27 protein-coding genes and 1 tRNA gene are annotated in these 25,604 nt (G+C 64.2%); 5 read left to right on the forward strand and 23 right to left on the reverse strand.

Features of this window, described 5'->3' with window-relative positions:
- Positions 1–215: hypothetical protein (locus tag B4383_RS26890; RefSeq protein WP_217700187.1), on the forward strand; the 215-nt coding region annotated here is incomplete at its 5' end.
- 115 nt (positions 216–330) lie between these two features.
- Here B4383_RS26890 and murA read toward each other — a convergent pair.
- The gene (murA, locus tag B4383_RS04560) at positions 331–1,584 is read right to left on the reverse strand and encodes a UDP-N-acetylglucosamine 1-carboxyvinyltransferase (RefSeq protein WP_078289096.1); all 1,254 of its coding nucleotides are present in this window, start codon (positions 1,582–1,584) and stop codon (positions 331–333) included.
- Positions 1,585–1,713: 129 nt separating this feature from the next.
- Here murA and B4383_RS04565 point away from each other — a divergent pair, with 129 nt between their 5' ends.
- A complete protein-coding gene (locus B4383_RS04565) occupies positions 1,714–2,289 on the forward strand; it encodes a cob(I)yrinic acid a,c-diamide adenosyltransferase (protein WP_078289474.1) in 576 nt (191 codons plus the stop codon).
- 17 nt (positions 2,290–2,306) lie between these two features.
- Here B4383_RS04565 and B4383_RS04570 read toward each other — a convergent pair whose 3' ends face one another.
- The 15 genes from B4383_RS04570 to rpmE all read right to left on the reverse strand — a co-directional run bounded on the left by B4383_RS04570 (position 2,307) and on the right by rpmE (position 15,095).
- Positions 2,307–2,723 (reverse strand): DUF2550 domain-containing protein, encoded by a 417-nt coding sequence (locus B4383_RS04570; protein WP_078289481.1) that lies wholly within the window; start codon positions 2,721–2,723, stop codon positions 2,307–2,309.
- A gap of 39 nt (positions 2,724–2,762) precedes the next feature.
- Positions 2,763–3,128, reverse strand: coding sequence for a F0F1 ATP synthase subunit epsilon (locus tag B4383_RS04575; protein ID WP_078289099.1), 366 nt, complete (start codon positions 3,126–3,128; stop codon positions 2,763–2,765).
- 34 nt (positions 3,129–3,162) lie between these two features.
- Positions 3,163–4,593, reverse strand: coding sequence for a F0F1 ATP synthase subunit beta (gene atpD / locus B4383_RS04580; RefSeq protein WP_078289102.1), 1,431 nt, complete (start codon positions 4,591–4,593; stop codon positions 3,163–3,165).
- A gap of 14 nt (positions 4,594–4,607) precedes the next feature.
- Positions 4,608–5,540 (reverse strand): F0F1 ATP synthase subunit gamma, encoded by a 933-nt coding sequence (locus B4383_RS04585; protein WP_078289105.1) that lies wholly within the window; start codon positions 5,538–5,540, stop codon positions 4,608–4,610.
- A 20-nt stretch (positions 5,541–5,560) separates the two neighbouring features.
- On the reverse strand, positions 5,561–7,210 hold the full coding sequence (gene atpA / locus B4383_RS04590) for a F0F1 ATP synthase subunit alpha (protein WP_078289108.1): 1,650 nt from the start codon (positions 7,208–7,210) through the stop codon (positions 5,561–5,563).
- Between the two features lie 46 nt (positions 7,211–7,256).
- Positions 7,257–8,603 (reverse strand): F0F1 ATP synthase subunit B/delta, encoded by a 1,347-nt coding sequence (locus B4383_RS04595; RefSeq protein WP_078289111.1) that lies wholly within the window; start codon positions 8,601–8,603, stop codon positions 7,257–7,259.
- Positions 8,604–8,609: 6 nt separating this feature from the next.
- The gene (locus tag B4383_RS04600; protein ID WP_078289114.1) at positions 8,610–9,143 is read right to left on the reverse strand and encodes a F0F1 ATP synthase subunit B; all 534 of its coding nucleotides are present in this window, start codon (positions 9,141–9,143) and stop codon (positions 8,610–8,612) included.
- Between the two features lie 5 nt (positions 9,144–9,148).
- On the reverse strand, positions 9,149–9,400 hold the full coding sequence (locus tag B4383_RS04605) for a F0F1 ATP synthase subunit C (RefSeq protein ID WP_030094898.1): 252 nt from the start codon (positions 9,398–9,400) through the stop codon (positions 9,149–9,151).
- A 62-nt stretch (positions 9,401–9,462) separates the two neighbouring features.
- Positions 9,463–10,233 (reverse strand): F0F1 ATP synthase subunit A, encoded by a 771-nt coding sequence (gene atpB / locus B4383_RS04610; RefSeq protein WP_078289117.1) that lies wholly within the window; start codon positions 10,231–10,233, stop codon positions 9,463–9,465.
- Positions 10,230–10,667, reverse strand: coding sequence for an ATP synthase subunit I (locus tag B4383_RS04615; RefSeq protein ID WP_176112814.1), 438 nt, complete (start codon positions 10,665–10,667; stop codon positions 10,230–10,232). The genes atpB and B4383_RS04615 overlap by 4 nt, the downstream gene beginning before the upstream one ends.
- A gap of 260 nt (positions 10,668–10,927) precedes the next feature.
- Positions 10,928–12,154: an MraY family glycosyltransferase gene (locus B4383_RS04620; RefSeq protein WP_078289123.1), complete on the reverse strand. Its 1,227-nt coding sequence runs from the start codon at positions 12,152–12,154 to the stop codon at positions 10,928–10,930.
- A complete protein-coding gene (locus tag B4383_RS04625) occupies positions 12,151–12,849 on the reverse strand; it encodes an L-threonylcarbamoyladenylate synthase (RefSeq protein ID WP_078289126.1) in 699 nt (232 codons plus the stop codon). Before B4383_RS04625 ends, B4383_RS04620 begins: the two co-directional genes overlap by 4 nt.
- Positions 12,850–12,858: 9 nt before the next feature.
- The gene (gene prmC, locus B4383_RS04630) at positions 12,859–13,701 is read right to left on the reverse strand and encodes a peptide chain release factor N(5)-glutamine methyltransferase (RefSeq protein WP_078289129.1); all 843 of its coding nucleotides are present in this window, start codon (positions 13,699–13,701) and stop codon (positions 12,859–12,861) included.
- Between the two features lie 5 nt (positions 13,702–13,706).
- The gene (gene prfA, locus B4383_RS04635; RefSeq protein WP_078289132.1) at positions 13,707–14,777 is read right to left on the reverse strand and encodes a peptide chain release factor 1; all 1,071 of its coding nucleotides are present in this window, start codon (positions 14,775–14,777) and stop codon (positions 13,707–13,709) included.
- A 93-nt stretch (positions 14,778–14,870) separates the two neighbouring features.
- A complete protein-coding gene (gene rpmE / locus B4383_RS04640; protein ID WP_078289136.1) occupies positions 14,871–15,095 on the reverse strand; it encodes a 50S ribosomal protein L31 in 225 nt (74 codons plus the stop codon).
- A gap of 178 nt (positions 15,096–15,273) precedes the next feature.
- On the opposite strand from rpmE, the gene B4383_RS04645 reads away from it, so the two are divergent.
- Positions 15,274–15,489 (forward strand): hypothetical protein, encoded by a 216-nt coding sequence (locus B4383_RS04645; protein WP_078289139.1) that lies wholly within the window; start codon positions 15,274–15,276, stop codon positions 15,487–15,489.
- Between the two features lie 153 nt (positions 15,490–15,642).
- Positions 15,643–16,128 carry a hypothetical protein gene (locus tag B4383_RS04655; protein ID WP_078289142.1) on the forward strand — a complete coding sequence of 162 codons (486 nt, stop codon included), beginning with the start codon at positions 15,643–15,645 and terminating at the stop codon, positions 16,126–16,128.
- Positions 16,129–16,194: 66 nt separating this feature from the next.
- On the opposite strand, the gene rho is transcribed toward B4383_RS04655, so the two are convergent.
- The 6 genes from rho to argS form a co-directional block, all read right to left on the reverse strand.
- A complete protein-coding gene (gene rho, locus B4383_RS04660) occupies positions 16,195–18,129 on the reverse strand; it encodes a transcription termination factor Rho (protein WP_078289151.1) in 1,935 nt (644 codons plus the stop codon).
- Positions 18,130–18,465: 336 nt separating this feature from the next.
- Entirely contained in the window at positions 18,466–19,386 is a 921-nt protein-coding gene (gene thrB, locus B4383_RS04665) for a homoserine kinase (RefSeq protein WP_078289154.1), read from the reverse strand.
- A complete protein-coding gene (gene thrC, locus B4383_RS04670; protein ID WP_078289157.1) occupies positions 19,383–20,450 on the reverse strand; it encodes a threonine synthase in 1,068 nt (355 codons plus the stop codon). Before thrC ends, thrB begins: the two co-directional genes overlap by 4 nt.
- Positions 20,447–21,751 carry a homoserine dehydrogenase gene (locus B4383_RS04675; protein ID WP_078289160.1) on the reverse strand — a complete coding sequence of 435 codons (1,305 nt, stop codon included), beginning with the start codon at positions 21,749–21,751 and terminating at the stop codon, positions 20,447–20,449. Before B4383_RS04675 ends, thrC begins: the two co-directional genes overlap by 4 nt.
- Positions 21,748–23,106 (reverse strand): diaminopimelate decarboxylase, encoded by a 1,359-nt coding sequence (gene lysA, locus B4383_RS04680; RefSeq protein WP_176126620.1) that lies wholly within the window; start codon positions 23,104–23,106, stop codon positions 21,748–21,750. Before lysA ends, B4383_RS04675 begins: the two co-directional genes overlap by 4 nt.
- A gap of 50 nt (positions 23,107–23,156) precedes the next feature.
- Positions 23,157–24,809, reverse strand: a complete 1,653-nt coding sequence (argS, locus tag B4383_RS04685; RefSeq protein WP_078289488.1) for an arginine--tRNA ligase — start codon at positions 24,807–24,809, stop codon at positions 23,157–23,159.
- Positions 24,810–24,917: 108 nt separating this feature from the next.
- Here argS and B4383_RS04690 point away from each other — a divergent pair.
- Positions 24,918–24,990 (forward strand) — tRNA-Arg (locus tag B4383_RS04690).
- Positions 24,991–24,998: 8 nt separating this feature from the next.
- Here B4383_RS04690 and B4383_RS04695 read toward each other — a convergent pair.
- Positions 24,999–25,574 carry a permease gene (locus B4383_RS04695; protein ID WP_078289166.1) on the reverse strand — a complete coding sequence of 192 codons (576 nt, stop codon included), beginning with the start codon at positions 25,572–25,574 and terminating at the stop codon, positions 24,999–25,001.
- Positions 25,575–25,604 lie beyond the last annotated feature (30 nt).

A 25,604-nucleotide genomic window follows, 5' to 3' on the forward strand; every position in this document is an offset into this window, starting at 1 on the left:
TTTCAGGCGGCTGGGAAACCGTATCAAGTTCGGTGAACTTGAGTCAAATTCCCGGTTTTGGCTGGTTACTTGCGCACCATCCGATCGCCGAGATATCTGAATTTCTTCTTCTATTTCGGCTTTCGCCCTTTGGAAGCGGCCCAGGAACCGTATCAAGTTCGGTGAACTTGAGTCAAACTCCGGGTTTTGGCTGGTCAACTGCGCACCAAACCTAAGACCAGAATTTCGGAATCGCTTCCTCGTCCCGGCCTCGCTCTTTCAGGGCAACCCGACTAGTGTACCAAGTCCAGTGAACTTGAGTCAACTTCGGGTTCTGGGGGGTGGTCAGCGCTAGCTGACCCGCTCGACTTCGGCGCCCAAGCTCTGGAGATTCTCCACGAACAACGGGTAACCGCGGTCGATATGAAAGACATCGTATACCTCGGTGACGCCATCCGCCACTAGGCCCGCCAGTACCAGCCCCGCGCCTGCCCGGATGTCCGATGACCACACCGGCGCACTGGACAGTTGACGAATACCCCGGACCACCGCATGGTGCCCATCGGTCCGCGCATCCGCGCCCAGCCGCATCATCTCCTCGACGAAGCGGAATCGGGCCTCGAAGACGTTCTCGGTGATCATGGAGGTACCGTCTGCTATCGCAGCAAGCCCAATTGCCATGGGCTGCAAGTCAGTTGGGAATCCCGGGAACGGTAACGTCGCCACGTTGATGGCTTTGGGACGCTCGTACTGGACGACGCGAAACCCGTCGTCCTTCTGAGTAACTGTGGCGCCGGCATCATGCAGCTTGTGCAGCACCAGTTGCAGGTGTTCCGGATCGACTCCCGTAACAGTGACGTCGCCACGGGTCATCGCGGCAGCGAGACCCCAAGTGGCAGCGACGATTCGGTCTCCGATGACGCGATGCTCGGTGGGATGGAGCTCGGGAACGCCGATCACCGTCAATGTCGACGTGCCTGCACCTTCTATCTGGGCGCCCATCTGGACCAACATGGTGCACAGATCCACCACATCCGGCTCGCGCGCGGCGTTGTGGATGGTAGTGACGCCGTCAGCAAGCACCGCTGCCATCAAGATGTTTTCCGTGGCACCCACTGACGGAAACTCGAGCTGAATATCGGCCCCGTGCAATGCCTTTGCCTCTGCGACCACACATCCATGCTCGATGGTGCACTCCGCCCCGAGCTGGCGTAGGCCCGCCTGATGCATGTCGAGTGGACGGGACCCAATGGCGTCCCCGCCCGGTAACGCCACCTTCGCCCGTCGACACCGGCCCACCAGCGGACCCAGGACACATACCGAGGCGCGAAACTGCCGTACCGCCGCGAAGTCGGCGTCATATTTGGGTTCGTCGGGTGAGGTGATCCTGACAACATCACCCTCCAGCTCCACCGTCGCACCCAATCCCCGCAGCACCTCCGCCATCAGCGGTACGTCCAGGATGTCCGGGCAATTGGTGATGGTGCTGGTTCCCTCCGCGAGGAGAGTGGCCGCCATCAGCTTGAGCACACTGTTCTTGGCGCCGGTTACCGCCACGTTGCCGGTAAGCCGGGCGCCGCCGGTCACCAAGAAATGCTCGCTCACGCCCGACAGCGTAGCCGGGTAACGTTTCGACGCATGACCGATGAGCCACTGGGGCGATCAGGCGACGGAAACGACGCGGCACCCGCGGGCGGCGAGAACCCACAACGCGAGCAGGGATCATCGAGTGGCGTGCATCTCACTCGCATCTACACGCGGACCGGAGATGACGGCACCACTGGACTGAGTGACTTCTCGCGCGTACCGAAGAATGATCCGCGGCTCGCCGCGTACGCAGATTGCGACGAAGCCAATGCCGCCATTGGTGTCGCGGTGCTGCTCGGGAATCCGAGCCGGCCGATCGGCGCCGTGCTGCTGCAGATCCAGAATGATCTGTTCGACGCCGGCGCGGATCTGTCCACTCCGGTGATATCCAATCCCGAGTACCCGCCACTGCGGATCACCCAGCCCTACATCGACCGCCTCGAGGGCTGGTGTGACGAGTACAACGCGGATCTGCCCAACCTGAATTCCTTTGTGCTGCCGGGTGGCACCGCACTATCCGGGCTGTTGCATGTGGCGCGCACCGTAGCCCGTCGGGCGGAACGTTCGGCCTGGGCCGCCATCGAGGCCTATCCCGACACCACCAACGTGCTAACCGCCAAATATCTGAATCGGCTCTCGGATCTGTTGTTCATCCTGTCGCGAGTCGCCAATGACGGTAAGGACACTCTCTGGAAGCCCGGCGGACCCGCGCAGCCCGCCTAGCGGGTGGGCACGATCGGCTAGCGGGTTCGGCGTTCCGCGCGCCGCGAGGGTCGCGACTCGACCCAGGACATGAAGGCGGTCAACGCACCGCGATCCAGCGCCATTTCGTACACGCGTGCGCCGTCGCGCAGCTGCAGCACCACGATCTCGGCGGTCATGATGTCGTATTCGTCGCCGCGCGGAATCCGCCGGTCAATGATCTCGAGTTCACGCCGCGACAGCCGGCGATCGGCCCAGAGCCGCACACTGGAGAGCCGATAGAACTCCGCTTGAGATTCGCGGTAGCGCATGACGCCATGGCGCCAGCGCCCCTCCCCCGCCTCCGGTATGTCGCGCAGCAGAGCCGCGGTACCGCCATGCCGCAACTTGAGCAGACGAAAGCTCAACGCGGTCACCGCCAAAGCAAGGACGGCGATGACCGATATCTCGATCATCGCCGTCACGCTCAAAGCGGTATTCCTTTGTAAGTAGTGCTAAACCGTCTGGCCGAGGGCACGTAGGCGCGCGCGTCCTTGCGCGGCTACTCGTGGATCCTCAGAGCCGGAATCGGTCTTGGCTTTGGACTCGTCAATATCCACACGTGCTTGCGCGGACTCGACCAGGATGCTCACCTTGTTGTCGGTGATCGACAGGAATCCCCCGTCAATCGCCCACCAAAGATCGTCATTACCCTCGCGCTCGATCTTCACCGCCGCATCGTCAACCAGCTGCGCCACCAACGGAATGTGGTGCGGCAGGATGCCGATTTCGCCGGAGGTCGTGCGGGTGAAGACGAATGTGGCCTTACCCGACCAGATCTCACGCTCGACGGCGACAATCTCGACGTCAATCTCGGACATTCAATGCACCTCCTTCAAAATCGCTAGCGACGAATTACAGTTTGGCGCCGAGGCTTTCGGCCTTCTTCGCCAAGTCGTCCAGGCCACCGATGAGGAAGAACGCCTGCTCGGGCAGGTGATCGAACTCGCCCTTGGTGAGCTTGTCGAACGCCTCGATGGTCTCCTTCAGCGGCACGGTCGATCCGGGCTGACCGGTGAACTGCTCTGCCGCCATCATGTTCTGGCTCAGGAAGCGCTCGATACGACGGGCGCGGCCCACCAGCTGCTTGTCCTCTTCCGACAGCTCGTCGATACCGAGGATGGCGATGATGTCCTGCAGGTCCTGGTAGCGCTGCAGCACGCGGATGACTTCCTGCGCGACGCGGTAGTGCTCCTCGCCCACCACAGACGGCAGCAGAATCGTCGACGACGAGGCCAGCGGATCCACGGCCGGGAAGATGCCCTTGGAGAACACCGCGCGCGAGAGCTCGGTGGTGGCATCCAGGTGCGCGAACGTGGTGGCCGGCGCCGGGTCGGTGTAGTCGTCGGCGGGCACGTAGACGGCCTGCATCGAGGTGATAGAGCGACCGCGGGTCGAGGTGATGCGCTCCTGCAGCTCACCCATCTCGTCGGCCAGCGTCGGCTGGTAACCCACGGCGGAAGGCATGCGGCCCAGCAAGGTCGACACCTCGGAGCCGGCCTGGGTGAACCGGAAGATGTTGTCGATGAACAGCAGCACGTCCTGGCCCTGCTCATCGCGGAAGTACTCCGCCATGGTCAGCGCCGAGAGCGCCACGCGCATACGCGTGCCGGGCGGCTCGTCCATCTGGCCGAACACAAGGGCGGTGTCCTTGAGCACGTTGGCATCGGCGAGCTCGACCCACAGGTCGTTGCCCTCGCGGGTGCGCTCACCCACGCCGGCGAATACCGAGGTACCACCGAAGTTGCGGGCGATGCGGTTGATCATCTCCTGGATTAGAACGGTCTTACCCACGCCGGCACCACCGAACAGGGCGATCTTTCCGCCTCGCACGTACGGGGTCAGCAGGTCGACGACCTTGAGGCCAGTCTCGAGCATCTCGGTACGCGGCTCGAGCTGATCGAAGGCCGGGGGCTTGCGGTGGATGGACCACTTCTCGAAGTCGCTGCCGTAGCCCGGCTCGTCGAGGCAGTTGCCCAGGGCGTTGAAGACGTGACCCTTCACGCCGTCACCGACGGGCACCGCGATGGTGTTGCCGGTGTTGGTGACGTCCACGCCACGCACCAGGCCGTCAGTCGGCTGCATGGACACGGTGCGAACCAGGTTGTCACCCAGGTGCTGTGCCACCTCGAGAGTCAGCGTCTTAGCCAGCGACTCGTAAGTGATCTCGGCGTTGAGAGCGGAGAAGAGCGGCGGCACGGCGTCGCGCGGGAACTCCACGTCAACGACCGGGCCGGTAACGCGAACAACTCGCCCGACGGTCTTGTTAGCAGTTGGTGCGGTCATCTACTCGTCTCTTCCTAATGTTCGCTTGCGGCGGCCGAGGCAAGCGCGTCAACGCCGCCAACGATTTCACTGATTTCCTGGGTGATCTGGGCCTGGCGAGCACGGTTGGCTTCCAGGGTGAGTCCCTTGATGAGCTCATCGGCGTTATCCGTGGCCGCCTTCATGGCGCGCCGGCGGGACGCCGACTCCGAGGCTGCCGCCTCCAGCAGTGCCGCGTACACCCGGGTGGCCAGGTAACGAGGCAGTAGCGACGCGAAAAGCGTGGTGGCGTCAGGCTCGAACGAGTACTGGGTGGTCGGTCCGGTGGCCTCGCCGACGTACTCGACCTCCATCGGCGCGATCCGCTTGGCCACGGCCGCCTGGGTCAGCATCGACTTGAACTCGGTGTAGACGATGTGCAGTTCGTCTACACCGAGGATGCCGTCGGCACCCGGGTCATCGCCGTCGTCGTCGGCACCCGCCAGGAATGAGTCCACCAGCACACCGGCGATCTCCTGGGCGTGCGCGTACTCGGGTCGCTCGGAGAACCCGGTCCAGAACTGGGTGACCTTGCGGCCGCGGAACTTGTAGAAGTTCAGCGCCTTGCGGCCGACCACGTAGATCACCGGGGTCTTGCCCTGCTCACGCAGCAGCGCGAACAGCTCCTCGGCGACACGCAGCACGTTGGCGTTGTAGCCACCGCACAGGCCGCGGTCCGAGGACACAACGAGCACACCGGCCCGTTTCGGCTCGGCCCGCTCAACCAACAGCGGGTGGTCCAGTGCGGCGTCGTCGGCGAGTGCGGTGAGCACGTTCGTGATCTCGGTCGCGTACGGGCGCGCCGCCACGACGCGAGCCTGCGCCTTGGAGATACGCGATGTCGCGATCAGCTCTTGCGCCTTGGTGATCTTTTTGATCGACCCGGCGGATTTGATCCGCCGGCGCAGTTCTCGGATTTGTGCAGCCATTTTCTGGAGGTCCTACTGCTCTACTTTTTTGCCGGAGCTGGCTTGCGGACCTGGACGGTCTCCTGGCCAACCTCGGACTCGTCCAGAGCCTGGGCCGCGACGTCCTTGACCTCCACCGAGCTGCCGTCAGTAGCGGCGAAGCTCTTCTTGAACGCGTTGATCGCGTTGGTGAGCTTTGTCTCGGTGTCCTCAGAGAACTTCTTGGTCTCCTTGATATCGGCCAGGATGTCGGCGTGTGAGCCGCGCACGTGGTCGAGGAACTCCCGCTCGAATCGGATGACATCGCCCACCGGCACCGAGTCGAGGTGCCCACCGGTGCCGAGGTAGATCGCCACGACCTGCTCCTCGACCGGGTACGGCGAGTTCTGCGACTGCTTGAGCAACTCCACCAGGCGCGCACCGCGCTCCAGCTGAGCCTTCGACGTGGCATCCAGGTCGGAGGCGAAGGCCGCGAAGGCCTCCAGCTCGCGGTACTGCGAGAGCTCCAGACGCAGCGAGCCGGCTACCTCTTTCATGGCCTTGATCTGTGCGGCACCACCGACACGCGACACCGACACACCGACGTTGATGGCCGGGCGCACACCCTGGTTGAACAGGTCGGTCTGCAGGAAGCACTGTCCGTCGGTGATCGAGATGACGTTGGTGGGGATGTAGGCCGAGATGTCGTTGGCCTTGGTCTCGATGATCGGCAGGCCCGTCAGCGAGCCGGCACCCAGTGCATCGGAGAGCTTCGCGCAACGCTCTAGCAGACGGGAGTGCAGGTAGAAGACGTCACCCGGGTATGCCTCGCGGCCCGGCGGACGGCGCAGCAGCAGTGAGATGGCACGGTAGGCCTCGGCCTGCTTGGTCAGGTCATCGAACACGATGAGGACGTGCTTGCCCTGGTACATCCAGTGCTGGCCCAGGGCCGAACCGGTGTAGGGCGCAAGCCACTTGAAGCCGGCGGCATCGGAGGCCGGGGCGGCGATGATGGTGGTGTACTCCAGCGCGCCGGCCTCATCCAGCGTGCGGCGCACCGCGGCGATGGTCGAGCCCTTCTGGCCGATGGCGACGTAGATGCAGCGCACCTGCTGTGCCGGGTCACCGGTCTCCCAGGCCTGCTTCTGGTTCAGGATGGTGTCGACGCAGACGGCGGTCTTGCCGGTCTTGCGGTCACCGATGATCAGCTGCCGCTGGCCGCGGCCGATCGGGGTCTGCGAGTCGATGGCCTTGATGCCGGTCTGCAGTGGCTCCGAAACGCTTTGACGCTCGACCACACTGGCGGCCTGATGCTCGAGGGCACGGCGAGTCTCGGCCTCGATGTCGCCGCGGCCGTCAATCGGCTCACCAAGCGGGTTGATGACGCGACCGAGGAAGGCGTCGCCCACCGGCACCGACAGCACCTCGCCGGTGCGCTTGACCTGCTGGCCCTCTTCGATGCCGTGGAAGTCACCGAGGATAACGGTGCCGATGCTGCGCTCGTCAAGGTTTAGTGCCACACCCAGCACGCCGCCCGGGAACTCGAGGAGCTCCTGGGTCATGACCGAAGGCAGACCCTCGACGTGGGCGATGCCGTCACCGGTGTCGGAGACGATGCCGATTTCTTCGCGGGTGGGGTCGGCGGAGAACGTCGCGACGTACTGCTCGATCGCGCCGGAAATATCGGCCGAGGAGATCGTCAACTCTGTCATGGCTTTTCGTCTTCCTGCTCGTCTTTAGGTGATGCGTCTAATGGGGTTAATTGGGCAGATGGAGGGCGGCCGCGGAGAGCCTGGTGGACAGGCTGCCGTCGATTTCCTCGTCACCGATGTTGACGACGAGACCACCCAGCAGGTCGGGATCCACATCCAGCTGCACCGCGATAGTGCGTCCGTAAATCTGTCCGAGCACCTGAGCCAGCCGTGTGATCTGCGCATCGCTGACCGGAGCCGCCGCCTTCACATGAGCGACAGACTCGTTGCGGCGGGCAACCGCCAACTCGGCGACCTCAAGTACGGCGACATCGGCGCGCTTGCCACGCAGCAGGCGCACGGTCTGGGCCAGCAGGCTGGTCACGATCAGGTTGGACCGGCCGGCGAGAACGTTCTTCAGCAGCGTCACGCGATCGGCGGCAGGCGCGGCAGTGTTGCTCAGTAGCGCGCCCAACTGCGGCTCGCCGTCGAGGATGCGACTGACGCGGAACAGCTGGTCCTCGACATCGTCGATCTGGCCGTCACGTTCGGCCCGCTCCAGCAGCGCGAGGCGGGCAATGTGTTCGATCGCGGTGATCAGGTCACTGGAGGCCGACCACCGGGCCGTCGCGGCCGCACGCACGACCTCGAGTGCCGGCCGTCCGATCTTGGACGCCAGCACGGAGTCGACCAGGGCGACCTTAGCGGACTGCTCGCTGGCATCGACCGGCTCGGAGAGGTGCTTGCGCAGCACCAATTCCTTGATGAGGAGCTCGGCAACCGCGGTGAGATCGTCGGCCAGCGCATTCAGCGTCAGGCTATCGAGCGAGACGGCGTTGGCCTGGAAGGCCGACACCTGCTCCGCGAGGGACTCGCGGCTAGCGGCGTGCAATCCCGCTCCCCCGGCCGCCAGCGGTCGGCGTTCGGTATTGACACTGCCGGCCATCTGTGACAGCTCATCGAGGAATCGGTCGACGGTGGCGGACTGCGCCCCGGGGTCACTGACATGCGAACGCACCAAATCGCCTGCGCGGTTCACGGATTCGGCACCGAGGTCACCGCGGAGCTGACGGATCAGCTGCTGACGCTGCAGCAGGATCTGCTCCTGGCCATGCACCTTGATCCGCGCGACCTCGGCGTCGGCCTGCTCACGCAGTTGCTTGGAGATCTGCACGGCGTCGGCCTTGGCTTCCTCGGCGATCTCGGCGGCGTCGGCCTTGGCATCTTCGATGGCCTTGGCATGCGCGCCCTCGGCCTCGACCAGCTTGTCCGCCGCGGTCTTGCTATCCGCAAGCTGCTGACGCACCGTGTCCTGCTGCTTGGCCATCAATGTGCGTACCGGAGGCGCCACGAACTTGACCACCAGGAACACGATGACAGCGAAACCGATGAGCTGTCCGATAAATGTCGACATCTGTACTTAGCCTCGCCCTGCGCTCGCTGGTTCCGAAAGGCTCACGCCGAGAACACGTTCGGCGAGGGTCCGGGACAAGCTGTCGACATTCGCCGCCAACTCGCCGGAGGTTGCCTCACCCTGACGGGCCAACTCTTCGGCGGCCGTCGCATTCACGGCGGTCGCTTCGGCATTGGCCCGCTGACGCATGTCCTCGAGAATTCCGCGTCCCTCGGCTCTGGCCTCGTCACGCACCGCAGTTGCGGCACCGCGCGCCTTGGCCAGCTCATCTTTGTAGTCAGCCTCGGCGGCGGTGAATTGCTCAGCGGCGTTCCGGTTGTCCTCGGTCGTCTTCGTGACCATGTCCTCGCGCGCCTTGAGCACACGCTGGATCGGGGGCACCACGAAGGTTCCAATGACCGCCAGGACGATCAGAAAGATCGCCAAGACGACAAAGAAGGTGCCGTTGGGGATGAGGAAGTTGTTCTGCTTCCCACCCTCTTCGGCTGCTTCCGCCGCTACTGCCGTGACGGCAGTAGCGACACTGTGCAATTCACCCATGCCGATTAGCTGGCGCCGGGAGTCGCGAAGACGAAGAGCGCCATGAAGGCCAGGTTGATGAAGTACGCAGCCTCAACCAGACCGACGGTGATGAAGAACGGGGTGAAAAGCCGGCTCTGAGCCTCGGGCTGACGGGCAACACCGGAGATCAGGGCATTACCGGCGATACCGTCACCGATACCGGCACCGATGGCGCCACCGGCCATGATCAAACCACCGCCGATGAGGGCACCAGCAACAATTGTCGGGTCCGCCATTTTCTTCCTCCTTATTATGTGGTAGCTGTGCTACCGGGGTCTATTCAGGTTGGTCTGCGTAATTAGTGGTGTTCGTCGGTTTCCATCGACTGGCTGAAGTACAGGACAGTCAGCAGTGCGAAGATGAAGGCCTGGATCAGGCCGACGAACAGGTCGAATGCCTTCCAGATGGCATTGGGCGCCCACATGATGTACGCGGGGAACATGGCAATAAGGGCCACCATGATGCCGCCGGCGAACATGTTGCCGAAGAGCCGCAGCGACAGCGAGATGGGCTTGGCCAGCTCCTCGATCGGGTTGATGAACGCGGTGACCCAGGTGTGACCCTTGAGCAGCTTGATCGGGTGGCCGATCAAGCCGCGACGCGCAAAGCCGGCGATGTGGTAGCAGACGAACACGAAGAGCGCGAGCGCCAGCACGTAGTTGATATCCGAGGCCGGGGGGGCCAACAGTTCGGCCGTCTTACCCGCGTCATCGGTGTATTGCACGGGCAGCACCGATATCCAGTTAGAGACGAGAATGAAGACGAAGATCGTCACGGCCAGCGGCAGCACAAACGGCGCCACCTTCATGCCGATGGCCGACTCAACCTGGTTGCGGAACTGGACGGTGACCGCCTCGAAGAACAGCTGTACACCGTTGGGCACGCCCGTCGAGGTGACCTTCGCGCGCAGGAACAACGCCAGCGCGATCACAACCACCGCGGCCAGGGCGGTGGCGACGATGGTGTCGACGTTGAAGGTCAGCTCGTACGGCCAGAAATCTCCATGCCACGTCCAGTGCTTGTGATGACCAACCTCGATGGCGGCTTCTGCCTGGAATGTCGTAATCATGCTGCGCCCTGCTCACTGCTCACTGAACGGATCCCTTTCCACACCGGCACAGCGGTGGTCAACACCAGCAGCACCTGGAACAACGCAACTCCGAAGAACACCCCAAGACCAGCGGGACGGAACACGAAGGCGATCACCAGGGCAAGGACGGTGATGATCATCAACCGCGCCGCGGAATTGATGGCCATCTTTTGCTTGCTTGGATTGTCTTGCGCGGTAATCACTTCCGCAGATTGGCGAACGAGGAGAGCGTTCACCAATCCGAGTCCAAGCCCAGTAACGAAGAAGACGCCGAACTGCCAATTCCCCAGCAGGGCGGAGGCCAACAGAGCCAAAGCACCGAGAACGCCACACAACACGGCCAGACGCAACGGGCGAAACGCCAATGCCGGAAGAACCAGCGGAGCATCGGAGCTTGCCTGGGGCACGGTCACCTGGGGTGTCACCTCACATCTTTGTCGGGGTGGCGGAACAAAAACTGCGTTCGTCGGTTCCAGACCTTATAGGAGGTCTGAGGGCTCGCTGAACTCACCTCAATGGGCAGCTCCCTGTCGGTCAGTTGATCGGTCCGGCGGACCCTGGAATGTCTAGACAGACTTTCCAAAAATTCCGCCGCTCCGGTGTGGCCGGCACCCGTGAGTTTTCGGGTATGGCAGAACCGTATCACATGGTAGAGACGGTTAATGCACACCTACTACTTTTCGTCGTACACCGACGGTTCCGTCGGAACGGTGGCCGGACTGAGCCCTGATTCGGCTCCCGACAGCTGATCGAGTTCTTCACGACGCAACAGGGGAACGACCGTCGCGACGATAGCGATACCGATGGCACCAACCACCACCGCTCCCGCATACCGGGGCTCGAAGAAGATGGTGCTGGCGGCTCCGAACGCGATAATCGCCACCCACAAGTAGATGATCAGCACCGCCTTGCGATGCGAGTGCCCGATCTGCAGCAGCCGGTGATGCAGGTGCATCTTGTCTGGGCTGAAGGGGCTCCGGCCCGCCCGGGTCCGCCGGATGATCGCCAACAGCGCGTCCAGCGCGGGCACCAGCAACACCGCGATCACCAACAAGAACGGCGACAAGAGGACGAACATGTCCTTGGCGCCGTACGAGCTCTGCGAGATGGGGCCCGCGGCCGTCGTCGACGCGGCCGCCAGCATCAGGCCGATCAGCATCGACCCTGAGTCCCCCATGAAGATCCGGGCCCGGTGGAAGTTATGCGGAAGAAAACCAAGGCACGCCCCGGCGAGCACCACCGAGATCACCGCAGGCGGGTAATACAGGACGTCACCGCCGTGGCTGCGCAGCAGCCCAATCGAGAAGATGCAGATGGCAGCCGCGGTAATGAGCCCCAAACCGGCGGCCAGCCCATCGAGGCCGTCCACGAAGTTCATCGCGTTGACGATCGACACCGTCAACGCGAGCGTGACGAGGATGGAGGACATCTGGTCCAAGACGATGGTCCCCACCCCGCCAAAGGGGATGTAGATCATGCTCCAGGCCACCCCCATGGTGACCAGGACGCTAGCGGCCGTGACCTGGCCCGCGAACTTTGTGAGCGCGTCCAGGCCCCATTTATCGTCAATGAGCCCGACGACCATGATGATGCCGCCCGCGACGACGACGGCAGGCATACCCGAGGAGTAGACGAAACCCCTTGTCAGGGCAGGCAGTTGCGAGGCCAGGAAGATCGCCGCACATACGCCGAAGTACATGCCGAGACCGCCCATCCGGGGGGTCGGCTGCAAGTGCACGTCACGCTCGCGCGGATAGGCCACCGCACCCACTCGGGTTGCGAACATCCGCACTCCACCAGTGCAGAAGAACGTCGTGATAGCCGCCGTCAGCCCAACCAGGGCAAGCTCACGCAGAGGGACGCCCGCGCCGCGATCGGCGAGGGCCAGCAGCTCACTCACGCATCCGACCGTACTTCAAGATCCTGTGGGCTCCCCCGACTCGCCGACCCGCCGGGCCCGATGTCGCCGCCAATCACATCGACGATCTGTTCCCGGGTGATCGGCCCTTCCCGCAGGATCAGTGGCACCGGCCCGGTGAGGTCGACGATGGTCGATGCCGCGCCCAGTTCTGCCGTGCCACCGTCCAGGTACACCGCGACCTTGTCGTCCAACTGATCGCGGGCCTCAGCGGCCGTGAGCGCCGCGGGCTGCCCCGATACGTTGGCGCTGGAGACCGCCATCGGACCGACAGCGCGCAGCAGCTCGATGGCGACCGGATGGAGGGGCATCCGCAGCATGACGCTTCCCTGCGCATCTCCGAGATCCCAGGACAGCGACGGCGCGTGCTTCACGATGATGCTCAGTGGTCCCGGCCAGAATGCCTCGATGAGCTCACGGGCAGCCGACGGAACAGAGAACACCAGCCCGTCGATCGTGTGCCATGACCCCACGAGCACTCCGACGGGCATGTCCCGGCCGCGCCCCTTGGCCGCCAACAGCGCCGATACGGCGTTGGAATCGAAGGCGTCACAACCCAATCCGTAGACGGTGTCGGTGGGCATGACCACCAGTTCACCCGCCTTGAGCGCCCCCACCGCCGCGTCGATGCCCTCTTGGCGGGTCGCAGCGTCCTGGCAGTCGTAGGCGACGGTCACGTACCCAGTCTATGGGGTCGGAGATTTCCGGCGAGCGGTGACGAATCGCGGCCGCCCTGCCAGGTCGTACCGCTGCACAACCTCATCGAATAGACCACTGGCCGTGAATAACTCGCATGTTCCGTCACCATTGGTGTCATCGTGCTCAATACCGATGCGGCCCCCGGGAGCTAGCAGACGGCCGGCCGTCGTCACGATGGGCGCGATAATCGCCAGTCCATCGACACCCGCGAACAACGCCAATGGCGGATCGTGCTGCGCCACTTCGGGCTCCAATTCTGCACCGTCAGGGATGTAGGGCGGGTTGGCGACGATCAGGTCGACCATTCCATCCAGCTCCGCCAGCAGCACGGGCGAGGTCGCATCGGCCTGGATCACCTCGACCGGAGTTCCTTCGGTGTTGCGCCTCGTGTAGTCCAACGCCTGCTCGTCGAGCTCGATCGCGACGATGCGAGCGGCCGGCTCGTCATGCGACAAGGCGATGGAGAGCGCTGCCGATCCGGCGCACAACTCGACAACTGTTGCGTGAGTCGTCAATTCCCCTGTTGCCCAGGCGTATAGAGACTCCGTCTCCGGGCGCGGAATGAACACACCGGGACCCACGAACACCTCGACAGGGCCAAAGGCGGCACTACCGGTCAAGTGCTGCAAGGGAATCCGCTGCGCCCGCGCGGCTACGAGATCACGGTATCTCTCGGGAAAACCTGGCGTGATCTCGGCAAAACGCAGCCGTGTTCGCGGGATCCCGAGCAGATATGAGGCGAGTTCCTCGGCGTCCACCTGCGGGCTGGAAACCCCTGCCCGAGAGAGCGATTCGATCGCTTCGGCGATCAGCTGACGCAACCCGCTCATCTAACTCACGCCTCCTGCAGGCGCGCCTTCCGATCGGCCACGGCCAGCGCATCGAACAGCGCATCGAGGTCGCCGTCGAGCACCTGATCCAGGTTATGCGCCTTGAACCCGACGCGGTGATCGGTGATCCGGTTCTCCGGGAAGTTGTAGGTGCGAATTCGCTCACTGCGGTCCACGGTGCGGATCTGGCTGGCACGACCGGCCGATGCGTCGGCCTGCGCCTGCTCCTCGGCGAGAGCCTGTAACCGCGCCGCCAGCACCTGCATGGCGCGCGCCTTGTTCTGCAACTGAGAGCGCTCGTTTTGGCAGGTCACCACGATCCCGGTGGACAGGTGGGTGATGCGGACCGCCGAGTCGGTGGTGTTCACGCCCTGGCCACCCTTGCCCGAGGAACGGTAGACGTCGATCCGAAGATCCGACTCGTCGATCTGGACTTCCTGTACCTCTTCGGGTTCTGGATAGACCAACACACCCGCAGCCGACGTATGCACGCGTCCTTGGGATTCGGTGACAGGAACACGCTGGACGCGATGCACCCCACCTTCAAACTTGAGCCGCGACCATACGCCGTCGGCGGTGTCTCCCTTGCTCGCGATAGCCAGGGTGGCGTCCTTGTACCCGCCGAGGTCCGATTCTGTCTCGTCAAGAACCGTGACCTTCCAACCATGCCGCTCGGCGTAGCGGATGTACATGCGAGCCAGATCGGCAGCGAACAGCGCCGACTCCTCGCCCCCCTCACCAGATTTCACTTCGAGGAGGATGTCGTCACCGTCATGTGGATCGCGGGGCGCCAGCATGTCCGACAGCTGCGTTTCCAGCTCGGCGACCGACGATTCCAACTCGGTTACTTCATCGGCGAATGAGGAATCGTCCTCGGACAGCTCACGGGCGGTGGCTAGATCATCGCGAGCAGCGACCAGCTTGCCGTGGGTGGCCACGATCGGCGAGAGCATCGCGAACCGGCGGCCGGCCTTACGTGCCGCACCCGCATCCGCGTGCAGCGCCGGGTCGGCCAGTCGCTTCTCCAACTCAGCGTGCTCGGCCAGCATCGCGTCGATCAGCGGCGTCTCGCCCATGCGCCCTCCTCCCAATGTTCATACGCTCAGTCGTCATACAAAAAAACCGACGCCCGGACTGCACAAAGGCAAATCCGGGCGTCGGCAAGGAAGCTATTTGTCGGCTGCGGCCTTGCGCTTGCCGTACCGGGCCTCGAACCGGGCGACGCGACCGCCGCTGTCCAGGATCTTCTGCTTACCGGTGTAGAAGGGGTGGCACTGCGAGCAGACCTCGACCACGATGTGGCCGCTGTCCTTGGTGCTGCGGGTCGTGAAGGTGTTACCGCAGCCGCAGACCACGCTGGTCTCGACGTAAGTGGGGTGGATACCCGATTTCATTGCTTTTCCTCTGCGTGTTGTGGTCGCCGGGTCGCTTGTAGGCGTGAACCGGAACCCTTCAAAAGGCTGAGAGGCCATTATGCCAGCTCAGTTACGTAGAACCTAAACGGCGCCGACCTGCTCACTATTCCCACCGGCGTACGTTTGGAGAGGAACGCCGATTCGGAAGGGAAAACGCATGAACATCAAGAGATTGATCGTGACAAGCGCATCCGCGGCGGCAATGGGCTTAGCCGCCTTCGCGGGCGCACCGGGCCTAGCCAACGCCGACCCGATCACTCCCCCGTCACCGCCGCCCATTCCCCAGGCTCCACCGATTCCGCAGGGGACGGGGGTACCGCCCATTCCCCAGGCACCGCCGATTCCTCAGATTCCGGCGATCCCACAGCCTTGACACAGGCCCGATCTCGGGCATGTAACGGGCATTGACACCCTGTCGATATCCCCAACAGCAGCCACGGCATAACGAACGCCGTGCCGCTGTTGGATCTCAATACGTTCGGTTGAGTCGGGGCGAACCGCCGAGATAATCGGACAGGAGTCGCACATGAATCTGAAAAGTCTTGTGAGCCAAGGTGTCATCTTTGGCGCACTCGCGATGGGCACGGTGGGATTGGGCGCCGTTCCTGCGTACGCACAGCCCGCTGGCCAGCACGGTTTTACCCAGGATCATCCGAATCGTCCGCACGACGACGATGACTGGGGCGACCACGACGGCTGGCGCAACAACGGGAACTGGCGCGGAAACGACAATTGGCGTGATCGCGACCAGGACTGGCGGGATGACCGCAGATGGCGGGACGATCGCCGGGAGTGGCGCGACAATCCGTGGCATTACGACCAGCGCCCGCCCTGGGGCTGGGCTCCGCCGCCTCGCGCGGAATGGCGCGGGCCACTGCCCGACCGCTGGGGTCCGCCTCCCCGTGCCTTCGACTACTGGGGATATCGGGTCCAGCCAATCTGGGATGACGGATTCCGGACCTGGGGATTCTGGCTGTTCGGCATCTGGATCCCGCTCGCGTCGATCGGTTAGCGGTTCGGCGCGAAGGTCTCACCGCGGCCGTTCACCGGTCCCTACCGGTGAACGCCGCGCCAAGTGCTAGCTGTACTGGGGTTCGTCAGCGTTCATCCCGCCTGGTGCGGTCTTGGAGACCTGGAGCAGGAACTCGTAGTTGTTCTTGGTCTTGCGCAGCTGGCTCATCAACAGGTCGATGGCCTGATGGGAATCCAGGCCCGAGAGCACGCGGCGCAGCTTATGCACGATCGCGAACTCGTCGCCACTCATCAGCAGCTCGTCCTTGCGGGTACCCGACGGGTTGACGTCGACGGCCGGGAACACCCGGCGCTCGGCGATCTTGCGGTCGAGCTTGAGCTCGGCATTGCCGGTGCCCTTGAACTCCTCGAAGATGACGGTGTCACCGGTGGATCCGGTCTCGACCATGGCCGTGGCGATGATCGTCAGCGAGCCGCCGTGCTCGATATTGCGCGCCGCGCCCAGGAACCGCTTGGGCGGGTAGAGCGCGGTCGAGTCGACACCACCGGACAGGATGCGGCCCGAAGCGGGCGAGGCGTTGTTGTACGCGCGCCCCAGACGGGTGATGGAGTCCAGCAGCACCACGACGTCCTTGCCCTGTTCCACGAGGCGCTTGGCACGCTCGATGGCGAGCTCGGCAGCCTGGGTGTGATCTGACGGCGGGCGGTCGAAGGTGGAGGCAATGACCTCACCCTTGACCGAGCGCTGCATGTCAGTGACCTCTTCGGGTCGTTCGTCGACCAGCACTACCATCAAATGACATTCGGGGTTGTTCGCAGAGATCGCGTTGGCGATGTTCTGCATGATCGTGGTCTTACCGGCCTTCGGCGGGGACACGATCAGCGCGCGCTGTCCCTTGCCGATCGGCATGATCAGGTCGATCACGCGGGTCGTCAACTTCTCCGTGGTGGTTTCCAGCCGCAACCGCTGATTCGGGTACAGCGGAGTCAGCTTGGTGAAGTCGGGGCGCTTCTTGGCGTCCTCAACCGGGCCGCCATTGACGGAATCAAGGCGCACTAACGGGTTGAACTTCTGCCGCTGGTTCTGATTCCCGGCATCCTGGTCGCGGGGCACCCGCACCGCACCGGTGATGGCGTCGCCACGACGCAGACCGTTCTTGCGCACCAGGTTCATCGAAACGTACACATCGTTCGGACCGGCAAGATATCCGGACGTCCGGACAAACGCGTAGTTGTCGAGCACGTCGAGAATGCCGGCCACGGGCTGGACGACGTCGTCCTCACGCAACTCGGTCTCGCCGCCGCCACCTTCGTTGGTGGTGCGGTCGCGACCGCGGCGGCGCTCACGGGTACGACGACCGCGACGGCCACGGCCGTCGCCGTCATCGCCACGGTTGCCCTGGTTCTGGTTGTTGTCTTGGGTCTGATTGTCCGAGTTCTGGCCCCCCGAGCCGCCCTCGCGACCCGAATTCTCGGAGTTCTCGGCATTTGCGCGGCCGCCGTTCTGCTGCTTGCGCTCACCGTCGGCGTTCTGATTCTGGTTGCGACGCCGCTCGCCACGGCCCTCGCGGGGCGCGCCGTTGTTCTCGGCATCCTTGCCCTCCGCAGAGCCGGACTCCTGGGTGAACTTCGGCGCCTCGACGGGCAGCTCAAGAGCGGTCTGGGCCGACTCGGGACGAGCCGATTCCTGCTTGTCCTTCTGGCCCGATTCCTGCTGGGCCGATTCCCGCTGGGCGGCCTCGGCCGATGCCGAGGAGGCCTGCGGCTGCTGGGTCTGGGAGGTCTGATTGTTGTTCTTGGGTGCGCCGAGCGCACCCTGATGCTCACGAATGGCGGCGATCAAATCGCCCTTGCGCATTCCGGAGGTGCCCTTGACGCCTACCTGGCTGGCCAGCGCACGCAACTCCGGCAACACCATCGTCGACAGCGCACCCAGTCCGTCACCCCGCCGCCCCTTGGTGGAGCGTTCGGAAGAGGCTGTGGTGGGCGCCTCCGGAGTTTCCGGGGCGGCTTCGGTCGCGATGAGGTCCGTATCGGTCACGGATTTCCTTTCCTTCCCCCGCCAAACATGGGGCGAGGGGTCTCACTTCGGCCAGTCAGGTTGCTGGCCGCGAAGTTCATGCTGCGGGCCCACAGAGATAGGGCCACGCGAGGTCCGGAGAAATAGCAGCTGACCATCGACCTTGCGCAATATCGCCGCCTGTCTAGGACGACGGAGACATCGGGAAGAACTAGGAGAATTTGTGATCGTCCTCGTTCTCGGCGCAGGTGCGCAGAAGCTGCAATTGCTGGGACTGATACCGAGGATAACCCCCTGGTGAGCATCAAGCAACCAGCACCCCCCGGCGAGTCCCCCGCTCACCAGCCATAACGTCAGCTAGCGAGCCGACACGCCCGCCGATACGGATAACGCGACGAGTGAGAAACCTTGATCTTCAGCGTATTTCACTGCGGAATCGGGGAGATCGCCCATGGTCAGCGCCAACACCGCAGGTCCAGCGCCGGAAAGTACCGCCGCAACCCCTTCGCGGCGCAGATATCCGAGAACCTCGGCGGAGGCCGGCATCGCGGCGGCGCGCTGCGGCTGATGCAGACGATCCTCGGTGGCGGTCATGAGCAGATCCGGCCGCGCGGTCAACGCGACGGTGAGCAACGCGGCGCGGCTAATATTGAATCTTGCATCTACATGGGTAACAGATTCGGGCAGCAATACACGGGTATGGGCCGTGGAGGACTGTTCCTCCGGGATCGCGGCGACGATCTTGATATCGGGGTGCACCTCGAGACGAGTGGCCGCATAGACGGGGGCCGCACCCGATGTCTCCGACCAGGACACCACCGCTCCCCCGAGTACGCTGGCCGCCGCATTGTCCGGATGCCCCTCGAATTCCGAGGCCAGCTGCACCAGCACATCATCAGAAAGCACCGGGCGCCCGGCCTTGGCGAGCAGCCCATTCGCGACCGCCAGGCCGGCCACTGCTGCGGCGGCCGATGAACCCAATCCACGCGAGTGCGGAATCTTGTTGCGACACTGGATAATCAGGCCCGGCGCGGCAACTCCCCCGGCGGTGAGACCACGTTCGATCGCGCGCACAACAAGGTGGCTGCCATCGAGCGGAACCTCACCGGCGCCCTGACCTTCGACGGCCACCTTGAGGCCGGATTCGGTTGTGTTGACTTCAATCTCGTCATACAGCGACAGCGCGATGCCGAGACTGTCAAAGCCCGGCCCCAGGTTCGCACTCGACGCGGGCACCACCACGGTGGTAGCCAACCCCGCGGGCAGAAGCTCGTTCACGCGAGTTCCAGCGCCTCGGCGACCGCGCTCGCTTGCACCGGAATGGGAGTCACCTCGGGCATTCCGCTCAGGGCGTTATCGGGATCCTTCAGGCCGTTACCCGTCACGGTGCAGACCACGGTGGAGCCCTTCGGAACCCAGCCGTCCGCAACCGACTTCAGCAGGCCCGCGATGCTGGCCGCCGATGCGGGCTCCACGAACACGCCCTCACTGGAGGCGACCAATCGGTAGGCGTTGAGAATTTCCTCATCGGTGACGGCCAGGAACTTGCCACCCGACTCCTGTTGTGCGGCAACAGCACCCGACCACGATGCCGGCGATCCGATACGGATTGCGGTGGCAATGGTCTCCGGATTGGCCACCGGTGCCCCGTTGACCAGCGGCGCCGCACCCGCGGCCTGCACACCGAGCATCTTGGGGAGCCGGTCCGAGAGACCATCGCGGTAGTACTCGTTGTACCCGCGCCAATACGCGGTGATGTTCCCCGCGTTGCCGACCGGCAGCGCATGAATATCCGGGGCGGTGCCCAGGGCATCCATGATCTCGAAAGCGGCGGTCTTCTGTCCCTCGATGCGCACTGGATTCACGGAGTTGACCAGGGCGATCGTCGGGTAGTCCGCAGTGGTCTTGCGCGCGAGCTCCAAACAGTCGTCAAAGTTCCCGTCCACCTGGATGATCCGCGCACCGTGAATGACGGCCTGAGCCAGCTTGCCCATCGCGATCTTGCCCTGCGGAATCAACACCGCACAGGTGATGCCCGCCTTGGCGGCGTAGGCGGCGGCGGAGGCGGAGGTGTTTCCGGTCGAGGCGCACAGCACCGCGCGCTGGCCGCGAGCCAGCGCATCGGTGACCGCCATGGTCATGCCGCGGTCCTTGAACGAGCCGGTGGGGTTAAGCCCTTCGACCTTCAAATGCACTGTGCAACCAGTGAGCTCGGACAGGCGCGCCGCGGGCAGCAGCGGAGTGCCGCCCTCGCGCAAGGTCACGGGCTGCCAGTTCTCTCCGATCGGGAGACGGTCCCGGTACGCCGCGATGAGGCCGGGCCAAGGGGTGTGAACGGTCACTCTTGTGTTCCTTCCAGCCGGATGACACTCGCGACACCCAGCACCACGTCGAGATCTGCAAGTGCAGCAACGGTTTCCGAGAGCGCAGCGTCTGTCGCCTTATGCGTGAGCACCACCAGGCGAGCGCCCGTCTCGTCGACCTCGCCCTCCTGGCGCACGGTGGCGATGCTCACCTCGCGCTTGGCGAACTCGGTGGCGACGGTGGCCAGCACGCCCGGCTTGTCGGCGACCCGCATCCGCACGTAGTAGCGCGTCGGGATGAGCCCGATCGGCGCGATCGGCAGCTGCGCGTACCTGGACTCCAGCGGCCCACGGCCGCCCTGGACGCGGTTGCGCGCTGCCATCACCAAATCTCCAAGCACTGCCGACGCGGTCGGTGCACCACCGGCGCCCTGTCCGTAGAACATGAGCTCGCCGGCGGCCTCGGCCTCGACGAAGACAGCGTTGAATGCCCCATTCACGCTTGCCAGCGGGTGCGTCAGCGGCACCAAAGCGGGGTATACGCGTGCCGAAACACGATGGCGGCCTTCCTTGTCAGTGACTCGCTCGCAGATAGAAAGCAACTTGATGGTGCAACGCAGGGCACGCGCGGACTCGAAATCGTCGGCACTGATCTTCGTGATGCCCTCGCGGTACACGTCGTCGGCACTGACCCGGGTATGGAAGGCGATGGACGCGAGAATGGCAGCCTTCGCGGCGGCGTCGTAGCCCTCCACATCGGCGGTCGGGTCGGCCTCGGCGTACCCGAGCTCCCCCGCCTCGGCCAGTGCCGTGTCGTAGCCTGCGCCGGTGTTGTCCATGGCGGACAGGATGTAGTTGGTGGTGCCGTTGACGATCCCGGACACCCGGATCACCGAATCTCCGGCCAGCGACTGAGTCAGGGGCCGGATGACGGGAATGGCTCCCGCCACGGCCGCCTCGAAATAGAGGTCGACTCTTGCTCTTTCGGCGGCCTCGGCGAGCTCACCGGCAGACTGGGCCAGAAGCGCCTTGTTGGCGGTGACCACGGACTTACCCGCGTTGAGCGCGCCCAGGATGCCGCGCCGGGCGGGCTCGACCGGACCCATGAGCTCGACCACAATGTCGACGTCATCCCGCGAAACCAGGGCATCGATATCGTCGGTGAGCAGTTCCACCGGGACCCCGCGATCGTCGGCGACACGGCGCACACCGATTCCCCGGATCTCCAGCGGGGCACCGATGCGGGCAGCGAGATCGCTCGCGCTGCTTTCGATGATCCGCGCTACCTCGCTGCCGACATTGCCCAGGCCCAAGATCGCTACGCCTATCGCATCACTCATTCACTTACCTCCAGACTCACCAAATCCTCGACGGTCTCGCGCCGCAGGATCAGCCGGGCCTCACCGTCCTTGACTGCGATAACCGCCGGACGGGTCAGCAGGTTGTACCGGCTGGACATCGAGTAGCAGTACGCACCCGTCGCGGCGACCGCCAGCAGATCTCCGGGGGCCACGTCCTCGGGCAACCACGCGTCCCTCACCACGATATCGCCGCTTTCGCAGTGCTTTCCGACCACCCGGGACAGAACCGGAGCGACATCGCTATCACGGGAAACCAGCTGCGGGTGGTACTCGGCCTGATACAGCGAGGTGCGGATGTTGTCACTCATGCCGCCGTCGACGCTCACGTACCGGCGCTGACCGTTGGACAGAATCACGTCCTTGGTGGTGCCCACCCGGTACAAAGTGACGGTGCCGGGACCGGCGATGGCCCGGCCCGGCTCGATCACCAAACGCGGCTCGGGTAGACCGACCAGCGCCGACTCGGTGCGCACGATCACACCGAGCTTCGCAGCCAAATCCCCGATGGGGGGAGGATCGTCGGAAGGCACGTAACTGATACCAAGGCCGCCACCGAGGTCGACGATGTTGAGCTGCGCGGTCTTCTCGGTGCCGAACTCTGCGACCACGTCACGCAGCAGCCCGATCACCCGGTGCGCGGCAACCTCGAACCCGTCGACATCGAAGATCTGCGAACCGATGTGGCTGTGCAACCCGACCAGTCGCAGGTTGTCGGTGGCGAAGACCCGACGCACAGCCTCCAGCGCCTGCCCACCCGCGAGGGACAACCCGAACTTCTGGTCCTCGTGCGCGGTGGAGATGAACTCATGGGTATGCGCCTCGACACCAACGGTGACGCGCACCAGAACGTCTTGCACCACACCGGCGCTGCCCGCGATCGCATCCAGCCGTTCGATCTCGATCATCGAATCGACGACGATGTGCCCAACGCCGGCCTGCACCGCTTGCGCGAGTTCCGCCTGGGATTTGTTGTTGCCGTGCAGCGCGATGCGCTCGGGGGGGAACTCGGCACGCAGCGCGATGGCCAGCTCACCTGCCGAGCAGACATCGAGGCCCAGGCCCTCGTCCTTGATCCAGCGCGCGATCTCGGTGCACAGGAACGCCTTCGAGGCGTAGTGCACACGCGCGGCGCCACCGAACGCGGCCGCCATATCCCGGCAGCGTGAACGGAAATCGTCCTCGTCGATCACAAACAGCGGCGTTCCGTACTTCTCGGCAAGCTCGGAGACGGCTAGGCCCGCGAGGGTAACCTCACCGCCAGTGCCGCGAGAAGCATTGCGGGGCCATACGTTCGGTGCCAACTCGGTCGGGTTGGCCGGTGGTGCACTGGTCATGGCGGTGTGCTGTTCCCCTTCTGCGTGGCGGGGGCCTGCCGGGTGTGCGCTCACATCCGCTCCGGTGCGCTCACGCCGAGAATGTCCAGGCCGTTGGCGATGACCTGCCGGGTGGCAAGGCATAGCGCTAGGCGTGCCGCATGCAGATCCCCAGGTGTTTCGTCACCCTGCGGGAGCACCCGACACGAGTCGTAGAACCGGTGGTAATCACCGGCTATGTCTTCCAAATAGCGTGCGACACGATGCGGTTCACGCAACACCGCGGCATTCTGCAGGATACGGCCGAACTCGCCGAGCCCCCGGATGAGCGCACCCTCTTTCTCGTGGGTGAGCAGTTCGAGACGATCGGTCGAGTGCTGCAGGCCCAGCTCTGCGGCATTGCGGGCCAGAGCGCAGAGCCGTGCGTGTGCATACTGGACGTAATAGACCGGGTTCTCGCTCGATGCGGAGGCCCACAGCTGTAGATCGATGTCGATCGAGGTGTCCACCGAGGACCGGATCAACGCGTAGCGAGCGGCATCAACTCCGATCGCGTCGACCAGGTCATCGAGGGTGATGACGGTGCCAGCCCGTTTGGACATCCGGACCGGCTGGCCGTCGCGCACCAGGTTGACCATCTGGCCAATGAGCACCTCGACGCTATCGGCCTGGTAACCCAGCGCTGCGGCAACGGCTTTCAGGCGCGCGATGTACCCGTGATGATCGGCGCCGAGCATGTAGATGCACAGGTCGAAGCCGCGCTCACGCTTATCGAGGTAGTAGGCAATGTCACCGGCGATGTAGGCGGGGTTGCCGTCACTCTTGATGACAACCCGGTCCTTGTCGTCGCCGAAGTTGCTCGAGCGCAGCCAGGACGCGCCGTCCTTCTCGTAGATATTGCCGGTCTTGCGCAGCTGCGCGATGGCCTCCTGCACTCTGCCGGAGGTGTGCATCGAGTCCTCATGGGTGAAAACGTCGAAGTCCGTGCCGAACTCGTGCAGTGACTCCTTGATGTGGGTGAACATCAAGTCCACACCGATTTCCCGAAAGACTTCAGCAGCCTCGGTCTCGGGCAGCGAGAGCGCATCAGGACGCCGGGCGATCACCTGCTTGGCAATATCGGCAATGTAATCGCCGGCGTACCCGTCCTCCGGGGCTTCCCTTCCCTCGGCCGCGGCGATGAGCGAGCGGACAAACCGGTCGATCTGCGCGCCATGGTCGTTGAAGTAGTACTCGCGGGTGACCTTGGCGCCCTGGCGGGTCAGCAGGCGACCCAACGCGTCGCCGACCGCTGCCCAACGGGTACCACCGATGTGGATGGGCCCCGTCGGGTTGGCCGATACGAATTCCAGGTTGATCGTGTGCGTGCCCTGCGCATCGGAATTGCCGTAGGCCTGACCCGCGTCGAGGATGTTCGTGACGATGGTGCCCTGCGCATCGGCAGCGATCCGCAGGTTCACGAACCCGGGCCCGGCGATCTCGGCGGCAGCGATGGCCTCGTTGGCGATGAGCGCATCGACAAGCCAGGTGGCCAGGTCACGCGGGGCGACACCGACCTTCTTGGCGACCTGCAGAGCCACGTTCGTGGCGTAGTCGCCGTGCTCGGGATTACGGGGGCGTTCGACGGTCACGGTGGCCGGTAGCGCCGACGTGTCCAGGCCTCGCTCGTCCAGCACCGTGGTAGCGGTGGAACGTAGCAGGTCGGCAAGGTCGACGGGAGTCACGGCGATCATCCTATGGGCTGGGGTATCCAGGCCCCGAATCCTTATACGCGCGACCGAAACGGTGTGCGGGGTGCTGATTGGGATGCGCTAGGCTGTCAGGGCCCTGATGCCCTCGTAGCTCAGGGGATAGAGCGTCTGCCTCCGGAGCAGAAGGCCGCAGGTTCGATTCCTGCCGAGGGCACACACGATTTATTCGGCCGTAGGACCTTCCGCCGCAGCGGCAGCGTCACGGACCTGCCGCTTCTCGACCTTCACCCGCCGTCGCCAGTTGCGCACGACGAAGAACGAGACGGCCAACACCACCAACAACGCGATGATGGCCCCGATGGCCGTCGCTCCGCGGAATCCCGGAGCCTCGACATCGAGCACTCGCTCACCGGCATGTGCGGAATTGCTGGTGCCGAAGACGATCGTCAGCGTCATCAGGTTGGGCACCGCGACAATCACGGCGAGCAGCGTCAACACCCCGGCGAAGAACTTCCCACCGCGGCGGCCCCGCAGCAGAAACGCCCACAGCGCGAGCAACAGCGGTATTCCGGTGCACAACAGCCCGAGCGTGAGCCCGCTGCCTATTCCCTTGCTGAAACTGCCGTGACCGGACATGTCGGCGATGCGTTGCGCCCACCAGCGCGGGATGAAAGCCGACAACGCGAAGTACACGACCACCAGCGCCAGCAGCAGAGCGATGACCCCTATCACGCGCCCGCGCCATCTCGCCCAGAACGACTCCTTGCCCGCAGGCCTTACCTCGCCGCTCCCAGCCATACCGAAAGGCTAGGCCAAGAGAATTGACTT

Source organism: Mycobacterium sp. D16R24 (assembly GCF_002013385.1).
GTDB lineage: Bacteria > Actinomycetota > Actinomycetes > Mycobacteriales > Mycobacteriaceae > Mycobacterium.